The sequence below is a fragment of the Nitrosomonas communis genome (genome assembly GCF_024102715.1).
GTDB classification, from domain to species: domain Bacteria; phylum Pseudomonadota; class Gammaproteobacteria; order Burkholderiales; family Nitrosomonadaceae; genus Nitrosomonas; species Nitrosomonas communis_B.
Window position 1 is genome coordinate 1 of the sequence record NZ_JAGFJM010000045.1, and the last position, 11,599, is coordinate 11,599.

Consider the following 11,599-nt stretch of genomic DNA (forward strand, 5'->3'; position numbering starts at 1 on the left):
TCACCCGGCCGCTAATATAATTTTAGCATGCCGAGTATTCACATCAACAGTTACAAGTTCGCTCCTTATAGGATTGGCCAACTGAATCAATAAAAGGCGCAAAAAAGCCACCTTCAGTCCCAGGCGAACCATTGCTCGCAACAGCCAGCGTAGGTTATAACTCGCTGCGCACAGTACTGCATAGAGCGCATCGCCCAGTTTGCCCTGTAACCAGCAACGATCCATCCGATCATCTGATTTTAGGTGTCCGATTACTGGCTCCACAGCTTGGCCATCGTAAGGATTGCCGGGAAAAGTTTTAGCACCCACGATCAACCCCTGCTTGTGGGTAACGGTGATGCTGGCCTTGACGCCAAACTCATAGGGCTTACGCGCCTTCCCCTTTCCGATGCATTCGACTTCCGGTGCGTGCAGGGCGTAGAGCTTGTTCCTGTCTTTAGACAGTTGCTTGTGGATTCTCTCGGCCCGTTCGAGCAGCGTGTTCAAGCGATCAAGTGATACGGCGATTCCATCGTCGCTGTTCTATGTGGGATAACCATTCGCTGAAGCAGTGAAGAACCACAATTGGCGCAACTGTGCAGATTGCTCGGCGCAGTCAATTGCACACCTTTTCTGTGATGCCGAAAATGCTGGGTGGTAGAATGCTCTTTCGTATGGTTGGAAAAATACCAGCGGCTGTGGAAAAATTGTGAACGCAAACTCAACACCAGCCTACAGTTCGTCCATCTTGCTTTCTTGGCATTGTTACTGCAAAGACTTTGAACAGACTCTAAGTAAAGTCTCAATTAATTAGATAAGAATTTAAGAGGATCAACAGGTTTTCCTCGCTCTCTAATTTCAAAGTGAAGCCTCACAGTATCACTATCAGTACTTCCCATTTCCGCTATTTTCTGGCCTTTTGTCACGGTTTCACCTTCACGAACCAGAATCTTACTATTATGCCCATAAGCACTCAAGTAAGTATCGTTATGTTTAACAATAATTAATTTTCCATACCCGCGTAATCCACTACCACTATAAACTACAGTTCCATCCGCAGATGCTAAAACTGATTGACCAGGTTTTCCAGAAATACTCACTCCCTTAGATTTCTCAGTGTACCTACTCAGCACCTGCCCATTAGTTGGCCAGCCCCATCTGATATTACTATTGCTCTTAGCTTCAGGTTTCTGAGAACCGCTTCTAGGAATACTCTCGTTTTCAGCAATTTTCTGCGTTACCGGAGCCATTGCCACAGTTTCTGCTTTAGGGGATATAGGAAGAGGTGTATTAGGTAAACTTTCTGAACCTCTTAATTGCACCACTGCCTTCTCGGAATAGGGTAATTTGATGCTTTTGGGTTCCGTCACAATTGAGCCAGCTGAAGCATCCATCTCCACTTGTGGAATTGATGATGGAAGTTGTTTGGCCTCCTCAGAAGAGAACTTGGCTTCTGAAGACAATACTGGCTGAGGAACTGCAAATAGAGTCGGCTGCGCTGCAGTCACCTTCTCTGACATCACTTGCTTCTGTTGAGAGGACGCTTTCTGCCTGGATGGGACGGCCAAATCAATTTCCTGGCCGGTCCTAAGAGTATTTGGATCAACGATCCCATTCCACTGCGCCAACTCCCTGTAATCTATGCCATGTCTAAGAGCAACACCATAGAGCGTATCCCCTCTTTGCACAACATAGATTTGCCTGCTCGTTGCTTTCTCTATTGTTTGATTTAAGTCTCTCTGAGACTCAACCACTGGCGCGGGATATGGTGAAATACAACCAATAATTAAAAGATAGGGAAAAACAAGTAATATGCCAGATAAAATAGCAAACAGCTTCGATCTTACTACTAAGATAGCCATAACGATAACGCTATAAATTTCTAAATTGGCTTTCTTGATCATAATCCCTGGCATCTTATTTTCCTCCTGTATTGCTTATTTACTTATGACACCAGCTAAAATTGGGACAAACTTTACTTCATCTAGTATAGTCTCAATAAAGCCATGGGGAGTATGCTCTATCACACACAAATTCTGCTTTTGACTTCCCTTTGGATAAACCATTCTACCCCCCACCATCAGTTGCTCCAGCAGTGATGCTGGCGCCTGAGTAATCACCGCCGTCATCATGATACCGTTAAATGGTCCAGCTTCCGGAAAACCATGTAATCCATCCGCATGCTTCAAATAAATATTGCTGATTCTTAGCTCACGCAAACGTATACGTGTACGAGTAAGCAACGGCCCGATACGTTCAATTGAATAGACTTCTTGCGCAAGTTGCGCTAGCAATGCAGCCTGGTAGCCACAGCCAGTACCTATTTCAAGCACCTTGCCAAGATTCGAATTTGCACGAAGAAGCTCGGTCATTCTTGCTACCGTCCATGGACTTGAAATTGTTTGACCGAAATTAATTGGTAATGCCACATCATCGTAGGCTCTAGATGCTAACGCTTCTTCAACAAAAAGATGACGAGGAATGGCATTCATTACAGCCAATACTGTTTCATCGGTAATGCCTTGTTCACGTAAACGCTGCACCATACGCATCCGCGTTCGCTGTGATGTCATGCCAATACCAGAATGACGCATGCTCACAAATCAATATCTCCCGTTATATTTTCCCAATCTAAACAGAGTTAGTATGATAACTTCAACCAATCTTTCAGATAACCTATTTGATCATATCGCGTGAGATCTATTTGCAAGGGAGTTACCGACACACAGTTATTCTGGATGGAAAAAAAATCTGTTCCCTCGCCCGCATCTTGTGCGGCACCCGCAGCGCCTACCCAATAAACAGTTTCCCCGCGTGGACTGCGAGATTTAATAACTGCTTCAGCCTTGTGACGCCGCCCCAGTCGCGTTATTTCAACTCCTTGTAAACGCTCTTGCGGGATATCAGGGACATTGATATTCAGCAGAATAGGAACATGAAATTTTTCCTCCATGAATCGTTTCACCATATTCAATGTAACATTTGCTGCAGTTGTGAAATTACCACGAGAAGCACTCACAAGGGATACAGCAATTGAGGGTATGCCGAGCAAAAATCCCTCAGTGGCGGCGGCAACAGTTCCAGAGTAGATTGTATCATCCCCCATGTTAGCACCATCATTAATACCAGAGATGATCATATCCGGCAAATCATTTAGCATGCCGGTCACTGCCAGATGCACACAATCTGTCGGTGTACCATTAACATAATAAAAACCATTATGTGACTTGTGCAAACTAAGTGGACGATCAAGTGTTAAAGAATTACTTGCGCCACTGCGGTCACGCTCAGGAGCCACCACAATTATATCAGCTATACTAGAAAGGGCATTCGCAAGACACGCAAGACCTGGCGCAAAATACCCATCATCATTACTGAGCAATATGCGCATTTGAATTAACTTTATAAAATTAATGAAAAATCAAGATATTATATTTAAATCTAATTCCTAATTGCTATTCATAAAAGACTCAATAAACTAGCTGACTAAATTAACACTTCACCACATCAAAATACCTAACACCCTTTCTCTAAGCAATACATTCATCCCATGATGTAAAATTAGGTTGGTCGGGGCGAGAGGATTTGAACCTCCGACCACTTGCACCCCATGCAAGTACGCTACCAGGCTGCGCTACGCCCCGATGAGTTAGATTATAGCAAATACAAACTCTGACATTAGAATCGCCCATACAACAAATCAAGAAAGAAGCGCAAGCACTACTCTCTTGATTTCATTATACAGCCACCACCTCTGCATCTGAAGTTTCAGTTGACTTAACGAGCATTGACACAGCACTAGATTGCAAGCGATTGTGCATATCATTCACAATAAAAAGAGTCATATAGGCATCAACTTGATGGTGATAATAACGCTGATCTTCCATGTTTCTTAATTGATTTCAATCAGACAATTTTTGCTCTTAATCCTACAACAAAACAAGATTTGACTCCATTATTCATTTATTTTTCTAATGGTAAAATATTGTTTCGTTGTTATGGGAAGGAAACACTATTTGGCTTCATGTTTCCCATGATAGTTCTTCTCTACCATTGACTTAAGTTTCTGACTAGCATGAAAAGTAACTACACGACGCGCTGAAATGGGAATTTCTTCACCCGTTTTAGGATTACGTCCAGGCCGTTGAGGCTTAGTACGCAGTTGAAAATTACCAAAGCCAGAAAGTTTAACTCCTTCCCCTTTTTGAAGGGCCATACGTAATTCCTCATAAAAGGATTCCACCACTTCTTTAGCTTCTCGTTTATTGAGCCCTACATTTTCAAACAACAGATCAGTCAATTCTGCTTTTGTTAACGCCATGTTTATCCTACCTATATGAACAAATTTTAGCTCGTAAACAAAATATATTTAGAACCAATACATTATCTATGCAATTCATGCATCAAAGATTACGAGACTCTTCCAACTTGAGAGAGATGGATATTAATATTGATATCAATAAAAATCGACATAGGGAAACACCAAGAATACCCTTTAATAACTGGATCCTCAGCGTGAGATTATCCCCGTAACTTAGCATTATATTTAGATTCTAATATGCTAATCAATTTTGCAATCGCATCATCTATTTCCTTGTCGATTAGAGTCTTTTCAGCATCTTGTAACAAAATACGAAAAGCAAGACTCTTTTTCCCGGGCTCCATTCCCTTTCCACTATAAATATCAAAAAGGCGAATTTCAGAAACAATTGCCGCTTTCTCAGTATTCATACTTTCCAGCAGCATATGGGCGCTTATATGATCAGCTACAACAATTGCGATATCACGTTGCACAGGGGGAAACTTGGAAAGTTTTTTAACTTTCGGCAAAATTCTTGTGGATAAAGAATCAGTATGCAGCTCAAATAATATCGCAGATCTGGATAAATCATACTTTCTCTGCAAGCGTGGATGCATTTCCCCTAACCAACCTGCAATTCTATTCCCCCTATAAATTTGGGCTGCCTTACCAGGGTGCAGAGCTGGATGGGAAAATTTCTCAAATCTTACCCGCTCCGGCCAGAATAGAGACTCTAAATCCATCTTGACATCAAAAAAATCAATACTTCTAGCAATTTGTCCCCATTGCTCTGGCGCTGCATCTCCATAACAAAGGCCGGCAATATTCTCGGTTTGCTGATAATTGTCTTCATTGTTAGTAAAACAACATCCGATCTCAAATATTCGAACTCTATTCTGCTTGCGATTAAGATTAAATTGCAAGTTAGCAACAAGTCCTCCGATTAAACTACTACGCATTACGCTCATTTGACTCGCAATTGGATTTTTCAACGCCACGGGTGACATATTATTTGCAAAATCTAACTCCCAATTAGCATCCACAAACGCGTAATTGATTACTTCACGATAATCCCGGTCTATTAAAATATGCTTTAATCTGGCAGAAGAAAAATTAATAGTCTCAGATTCTGGAAGCATGGACATCACTGGACACGGTAATCTTGCAGGAATATTATCGTATCCATAGATGCGCGCTACCTCTTCGATAAAATCTTCTTCTATCTTCAGATCAAAACGGTAAGGTGGCGGTGTAACATGAAAAACATCACCTTCAACGAAAAAAGTGAATTTCAAGCGCGCAAAAATCTCCGCAATCTGTCTGCTTACCATATCAATCCCCAGCAATCGTTTTATACGACCCAGGCGAACCTTTACGATGTTACGTTCTGGTAATGCATTTTTAACCTCAGTAATCGGACCAGCTTTACCCCCACAGATACTTAGAATTAAATGAGTTGCCCGCTCTAAAGCATTTCGTGTCGCAGCAAAATTAACTCCACGCTCAAACCGGTGGGCAGAATCCGAACTGAAACCTAAGCGAAATGATTTTCCACTTATCACTTCAGGAGAAAAAAATGCACTTTCTAACAATAAATCTGTAGTTTCTAACTGCACGCCACTTTGAATCCCTCCCATGATTCCAGCCAATGCTAATGGTCCATTCTCGCTAGCGATTATCAACATATCTGGCTGCAACTCAACTTTTTCTCCATTCAGCAATTCTAAGTACTCGCCGCTTTTTGCATAACGCACATAAACTTTTCCTGGGCGTACACTTGCAATTTTTGCAAAATCAAATGCGTGCATTGGTTGCCCCATTTCCAGCATGACGTAATTAAGGCTATCCACTACCGCATTAATCCCACGTATTCCGCCTCGCTCTAATCGTTGAGTCATCCACAGCGGCGTCGATACATTAAGTGATACTTCACGAATTACCCTGCCACAATAAAGTGGGCACATCTCAGGATTACTAACGCATACGGTTATAGCATCGTTGATTTCACTCTTAACTGGCTCAATGTCTGGTAAAACAAAATCTACTGCGGTAATTGCTGCTATCTCTCGTGCCACCCCGAAGACATTGAGGCAATCTGCGCGATTTGGCGTAAGCTTCAGCGAAAAAACTTTGTCATCAAGCGTATAAAAATCCCTAAAATTCATACCAGTTGGCGCATCCTTGGGCAATAAAAGCAAACCCTCTGCCCTTTCACTCAACCCTAGTTCCTTTGCGGAACACAACATACCAGAAGATTCCACACCACGTAATTTACTTTGCTTGATAACAATGCCAGGCAAATGAGCACCAACCAAGGCACAAGGCACTTTCATTCCAACATCAACATTTTGCGCACCACATACTACTTGAAGCAGTTTATTATCAACCGCTCCTACATCTATCTGGCACACACTGAGGCGATCTGCATCCGGATGTTTCTGGACAGATACCACCTCAGCCACAACTACCTCATCGAAGGGTGGAGCCGCAGCCTCCACACTCTCAACTTCTAGACCTATCATTGTTAATATTTGCGCCAGCCCATCACTTGAACAAACCGGATTTACCAGCGTGCGAAGCCAATTCTCAGAAAATCTCATGGCAATAATTTATAAGTAAAGCTGTAATGAACGAATGAGAAAATTTATTTAATTAAATTGCTCTAAAAAACGTAAATCATTTTCAAAAAATAGCCGTAAATCATTTACCCCATATCGTAACATTGCCAACCTTTCCACTCCCAGACCAAAGGCTAAAGCAGTGTATTTTTCACTATCCATATCACCATGTTTCAAAACATTCGGGTGTACCATGCCACAACCCAGCACTTCCAACCATCCTGTATTGCTGCATACTCTACAGCCCTTTCCATCACACATGACACAACCAATATCCATTTCTGCAGAAGGCTCTGTAAACGGAAAGAACGATGGCCGAAAGCGTATGGGCAAATCCTTACGTTCGAAAAAATTTTGCATAAAGTCTATCAATATCCCTTTCAGAGCTGAAAAATTAACATTTTCGTCCATCCATAGCCCTTCCACTTGATGAAACATGGGCGTATGCGTTACATCAGAGTCACAGCGATATACGCGTCCTGGCGCAATGATTTTTATAGGTGGTTGATGGTCCTTCATATAGCGGATTTGAACTGGTGATGTATGAGTACGCAACAAATTCACATTATCCACGTAAAAAGTATCGTGCATTGCACGAGCAGGATGATTTTCTGGAATATTAAGTGCAGTAAAATTATAAAAATCAGTCTCAATTTCTGGACCTGAAGCGACAGCAAAGCCAATCGAGCGAAATAGCGATTCAATACGCACCAATACTCGCGATACTGGATGCAAGCCACCGATACCCAGTCCGCGCCCAGGCAATGTCACATCTAGCGCATCTCCTTCTAGCCGCGCTATCATTTCCTTTTCTTCAATAATTTTCTGACCTCGATCAAGCGCCTCCTCCAATAATTTTTTAGCTTGATTAATCAGATTGCCCATAACCGGCCGATCAGCTTGCGGAAGCGCTCCTAGTCCTTTAAGCAATTTAGTTAATTCCCCTTCCTTACCCAGATAGCGAACCTTGATTTGCTCGAGCTCAGTTGCATTCTCCACTCTATCTATCAGAATAACTGCTTCACTTACAAGATTTTCCAGGTTTTTCATAAAAGTAATATGCTAAATCATGCAAGAAAAAGGGAGATCAAGCGCTCTTCTCCTTGATCTCCCTTAACTTATTGTTTTAACTAAATTAGAGCGCCAGATTTATTCTGGCCTTTTCTACTATCTTCTCAAAAGCAGTTTTATCAAAAACAGCAAGATCAGCTAGCACTTTTCTATCCAACTCAATACCAGCTTTTTTTATGCCATTCATAAAATTACTGTATGTCATACCATACTCACGTGCAGCTGCATTAATACGTGCAATCCATAAAACACGAAATTGTCTTTTCCGTTGACGACGATCGCGGTATGCATATTGGCCCGCTTTCATAACCGCTTCTTTAGCTACACGATAAACATTCTTACGGCGGCCTCGATACCCCTTCGCTAATTTAAGTATTTTTTTATGTCGTGCATGAGCTGTTACACCACGCTTCACTCTTGGCATTGAAAATCTCCTTATGCGTAAGGTAACATAGCACGCACAGATGCTATATCACTTGAATGGACACTAGTAGTCCCACGTAACTGCCGTTTGTTTTTGGTAGTTTTCTTGGTTAAAATATGCCGTTTAAATGCTTGGGATCGCTTAATATTACCACCAGCCCTTACTTTAAAGCGCTTAGCGGCACTTTTTTTGGTTTTCATTTTAGGCATGATCTAACTCCTATTTTATTAATATGACTCAAGGTGTCTCTATTTAGTTAGAAAGCTTTAAAACCCAGAATCACTTATTTTTATAAATTCTAAAAACTAATACACTAGTTCTTGTTGTTCAATAATAGTGATTAGCAGTTTACGAAGTGATTATAGCTGTAGAATTTTTATTCTCTTGCTTTAATTCTTTCGATTTACCTTTTTTCACTTCCTTCTTTTTGGGTGATAATACCATCACCATTTGCCTTCCCTCCAATCTAGGGAATTGCTCCACTATCGCATGGAGTTGAAGGTCATCTTTTACTCGTTCCAACAGACGAATACCAAATTCTTGATGCGCCATTTCGCGTCCCCTAAACCGCAAGGTAACTTTTACCTTATCACCCTCGTTCAGAAAATTAATCAAATTACGCAATTTGATGCTGTAATCACCTTCATCTGTATTCGGTCTAAACTTAATTTCTTTGATTTGAATCTGCTTTTGCTTAAGCTTTGCATCGTGCTTCTTTTTACTTTCTTGATAGCAATATTTCCCATAGTCCATTAAGCGGCATACTGGTGGCTGTGCTCCTGGCGCAATCTCAACTAAGTCCACACCATTTTCTTCGGCAAGTGCATTTGCAGCAGCAAGCGTAACAATACCGATTTGCTCGCCATCTATACCAATCAATCGTACCTCGGGAGCATTAATTTCCTCATTTATACGTACATTTTTTTCCTGACTTATGGCAATTCCTCCGGGCTATCTATATAAAATTAACTTATCTTTTCCAAGATTTCTACTTTTAGCCGATCAATCAATATCTGCAATGGCATCTGACCGAGATCAATATTTGACCGGCTGCGTACAGAAACGACATTATCCTTTACCTCAACATCCCCTACAATTATTTGATAGGGTAGTTTCTGCAAACTATGTTCACGAATTTTATAGTTTATTTTTTCATTTCTCAAGTCCGAATCTGCACGGATACCATGATACCTAAGCTCATTCACTACACGTTGCGCATAATCTATCTGGTTCTTAGAAATATTTAGAACTATTACCTGAATAGGAGAAAGCCATAGTGGGAGTGCACCAGCATAATTCTCAATAAGAATACCGATAAATCGCTCTAATGAACCTAAAATTGCTCGATGCAGCATTACTGGTGTTTTTTTCAAATTATCTTCAGAAACATAAGTTGCACCTAGCCTATCTGGCATTGAAAAATCCAGCTGCAATGTGCCACATTGCCACACTCGCCCGATACTATCTTTCAATGAAAACTCTATTTTAGGACCATAAAAGGCGCCTTCTCCTGGCTGCAGCTCCCAATCAAGCTGTTTCTCAATTAAAGCGGAACGCAACGCCGATTCCGCCTTATCCCACTGCTCTTCAGCTCCCACTCTTTTTTGCGGGCGAGTAGATAGCTTGACTAAAACTTCATGAAACCCAAAATCTTTATACACACGTTGCAGCAAATCGATAAATTGAATCACTTCAGCTCGAACATGCTCCTCTGCACAAAATATATGCGCATCATCCTGGGTAAAAGCTCGTACGCGCATAAGACCGTGCAAGGCCCCTGACGCTTCATTCCGGTGACATGATCCAAATTCGGCAAGACGAAGAGGCAAATCACGATAACTTTTGATCCCTTGATTAAATACCTGGACATGGCCAGGACAATTCATAGGCTTGATCGCAAAGTGCCGCTCTTCAGATTCTGTAACAAACATGTTCTCACGAAAATTTTCCCAATGACCCGAACATTCCCACAAAAATCTATCAAGAACCTGAGGAGTACGAATTTCCAAGTAACCACTCTGATTCAGTATTTGACGCATATACTGCTCGATTTGCTGCCAGAGAATCCAACCCTTGGGATGCCAAAAGATCATTCCAGGCGCTTCTTCCTGCATGTGAAATAGATCTAATTGTTTACCTAATTTGCGGTGATCACGCTTTTCAGCCTCTTCTATACGCCGTAGAAATGCATCCTGATCTTCCTTCCGCACCCATGCTGTTCCATATATCCTTTGCAGCATCTCATTATGAGAATCGCCCCTCCAATACGCACCAGCTACTTTCATCAATTTAAAAACTTTTAGTTTGGATGTAGATGGCACATGAGGACCGCGACATAAATCAATAAAATCACCTTGTGAATAAAGGGAAATAGCTTCACTTTCGGGTATCGCTTCGATTATTTGAGCTTTATACTGCTCTCCCTGATTTTTGAAAAAATTTATAGCGGCAGAACGCTCCCACTCTTTGCGCTCAACTTTTAGATTTCGCCTGCTAATGTCTACCATTCTTTTCTCTATTATGACGAGATCTTCCGGTGTAAAGGGACGTTTATACGAGAAATCATAATAAAAACCGTCTTCTATAACAGGCCCGATGGTTACTTGCGCATCTGGAAACAACTCCTTAACAGCATGTGCTAATAAATGTGCGCTTGAATGACGAATGATCTCCAGACCTTCAGCATCCTTCTCTGTAATAAGAATCAGTTCACAGTCTGTTTCGATACGATTAGACAAATCAACCAATTTACCATTCACTTTTCCTGCTAATGCTGAGCGTGCAAGGCAGGCACCAATTGATTCCGCAACCTCCAAAACAGTCACCGAATGATCAAATATCCGCTCTGAACCATCTGGCAAACGTATAACAGTCACTGATTTTCCCTTCTAGTTTTAAGCAACTACCTATCTATGTAATTATTTTACTCTGAGCAGCGTAAAGAAACGAGCAGCTTTGCAATGAGTTGAGATTGCCTAATCTTTCGCTCAGATTTTCAGATGCAAATAGAGAAACCCGCGCAAACATAACCTCGCGCGGGTTTCTCTCAAAGCAAAATGATCTAAATTTTCAGCCCCTATGAAGTTAACGCCAAATTAATCCTCGTCCTCATCAGTGGCGCCTTCTTCATCAGCAGCTTCTTCTTTATCACCTTCTCCGCTTTCTTCTTCACTTTCTTCAGCCTCGTCATCTTCCTCTTCATCGTCA

At 41.6% G+C, this 11,599-nt stretch carries 11 protein-coding genes, 1 tRNA gene and 2 pseudogenes; 1 reads left to right on the forward strand and 13 read right to left on the reverse strand.

Annotated elements, in window-relative coordinates:
- Positions 1 to 477, reverse strand: a pseudogene (locus tag J5I83_RS04410) (transposase); the annotation flags it as partial.
- A gap of 46 nt (positions 478 to 523) precedes the next feature.
- On the opposite strand from J5I83_RS04410, the pseudogene J5I83_RS04415 reads away from it, so the two are divergent.
- A pseudogene (locus tag J5I83_RS04415) lies at positions 524 to 762 on the forward strand (IS5/IS1182 family transposase); the annotation flags it as partial.
- 23 nt (positions 763 to 785) lie between these two features.
- Here the strand turns inward: J5I83_RS04415 and J5I83_RS04420 are convergent.
- From J5I83_RS04420 to thrS, 12 genes are all read right to left on the reverse strand, one after another.
- On the reverse strand, positions 786 to 1,895 hold the full coding sequence (locus J5I83_RS04420; protein ID WP_304053580.1) for a peptidoglycan DD-metalloendopeptidase family protein: 1,110 nt from the start codon (positions 1,893 to 1,895) through the stop codon (positions 786 to 788).
- A 21-nt stretch (positions 1,896 to 1,916) separates the two neighbouring features.
- The gene (locus J5I83_RS04425; RefSeq protein ID WP_304053582.1) at positions 1,917 to 2,579 is read right to left on the reverse strand and encodes a protein-L-isoaspartate(D-aspartate) O-methyltransferase; all 663 of its coding nucleotides are present in this window, start codon (positions 2,577 to 2,579) and stop codon (positions 1,917 to 1,919) included.
- A 41-nt stretch (positions 2,580 to 2,620) separates the two neighbouring features.
- Positions 2,621 to 3,370 carry a 5'/3'-nucleotidase SurE gene (surE, locus tag J5I83_RS04430; RefSeq protein ID WP_304053583.1) on the reverse strand — a complete coding sequence of 250 codons (750 nt, stop codon included), beginning with the start codon at positions 3,368 to 3,370 and terminating at the stop codon, positions 2,621 to 2,623.
- Positions 3,371 to 3,546: 176 nt separating this feature from the next.
- Positions 3,547 to 3,623: transfer RNA gene (locus J5I83_RS04435), tRNA-Pro, on the reverse strand.
- A 93-nt stretch (positions 3,624 to 3,716) separates the two neighbouring features.
- On the reverse strand, positions 3,717 to 3,866 hold the full coding sequence (locus J5I83_RS04440; protein ID WP_304053584.1) for a hypothetical protein: 150 nt from the start codon (positions 3,864 to 3,866) through the stop codon (positions 3,717 to 3,719).
- Between the two features lie 125 nt (positions 3,867 to 3,991).
- Positions 3,992 to 4,300 (reverse strand): integration host factor subunit alpha, encoded by a 309-nt coding sequence (locus tag J5I83_RS04445; RefSeq protein WP_304053586.1) that lies wholly within the window; start codon positions 4,298 to 4,300, stop codon positions 3,992 to 3,994.
- A gap of 200 nt (positions 4,301 to 4,500) precedes the next feature.
- A complete protein-coding gene (pheT, locus tag J5I83_RS04450; protein WP_304053588.1) occupies positions 4,501 to 6,879 on the reverse strand; it encodes a phenylalanine--tRNA ligase subunit beta in 2,379 nt (792 codons plus the stop codon).
- A gap of 48 nt (positions 6,880 to 6,927) precedes the next feature.
- Entirely contained in the window at positions 6,928 to 7,947 is a 1,020-nt protein-coding gene (pheS, locus tag J5I83_RS04455) for a phenylalanine--tRNA ligase subunit alpha (RefSeq protein WP_304053589.1), read from the reverse strand.
- 85 nt (positions 7,948 to 8,032) lie between these two features.
- On the reverse strand, positions 8,033 to 8,392 hold the full coding sequence (gene rplT, locus J5I83_RS04460; protein ID WP_304053591.1) for a 50S ribosomal protein L20: 360 nt from the start codon (positions 8,390 to 8,392) through the stop codon (positions 8,033 to 8,035).
- A gap of 11 nt (positions 8,393 to 8,403) precedes the next feature.
- Entirely contained in the window at positions 8,404 to 8,601 is a 198-nt protein-coding gene (rpmI, locus tag J5I83_RS04465) for a 50S ribosomal protein L35 (RefSeq protein ID WP_304053593.1), read from the reverse strand.
- Positions 8,602 to 8,740: 139 nt separating this feature from the next.
- Positions 8,741 to 9,334 carry a translation initiation factor IF-3 gene (infC, locus tag J5I83_RS04470; protein ID WP_369683393.1) on the reverse strand — a complete coding sequence of 198 codons (594 nt, stop codon included), beginning with the start codon at positions 9,332 to 9,334 and terminating at the stop codon, positions 8,741 to 8,743.
- Between the two features lie 23 nt (positions 9,335 to 9,357).
- Complete coding sequence (gene thrS / locus J5I83_RS04475) at positions 9,358 to 11,268, reverse strand: threonine--tRNA ligase (RefSeq protein WP_304053595.1); 1,911 nt, start codon at positions 11,266 to 11,268, stop codon at positions 9,358 to 9,360.
- Positions 11,269 to 11,599: the final 331 nt, after the last annotated feature.

Bases quoted from the DNA above. Each gene is read 5' to 3' on its own strand.
- pheS (WP_304053589.1), bottom strand. From the start codon at position 7,947: ATGAAAAACCTGGAAAATCTTGTAAGTGAAGCAGTTATTCTGATAGAT.
- J5I83_RS04420 (WP_304053580.1), bottom strand. From the start codon at position 1,895: ATGCCAGGGATTATGATCAAGAAAGCCAATTTAGAAATTTATAGCGTT.
- rplT (WP_304053591.1), bottom strand. From the start codon at position 8,392: ATGCCAAGAGTGAAGCGTGGTGTAACAGCTCATGCACGACATAAAAAA.
- J5I83_RS04440 (WP_304053584.1), bottom strand. From the start codon at position 3,866: ATGGAAGATCAGCGTTATTATCACCATCAAGTTGATGCCTATATGACT.
- rpmI (WP_304053593.1), bottom strand. From the start codon at position 8,601: ATGCCTAAAATGAAAACCAAAAAAAGTGCCGCTAAGCGCTTTAAAGTA.
- surE (WP_304053583.1), bottom strand. From the start codon at position 3,370: ATGCGCATATTGCTCAGTAATGATGATGGGTATTTTGCGCCAGGTCTT.
- pheT (WP_304053588.1), bottom strand. From the start codon at position 6,879: ATGAGATTTTCTGAGAATTGGCTTCGCACGCTGGTAAATCCGGTTTGT.
- J5I83_RS04445 (WP_304053586.1), bottom strand. From the start codon at position 4,300: ATGGCGTTAACAAAAGCAGAATTGACTGATCTGTTGTTTGAAAATGTA.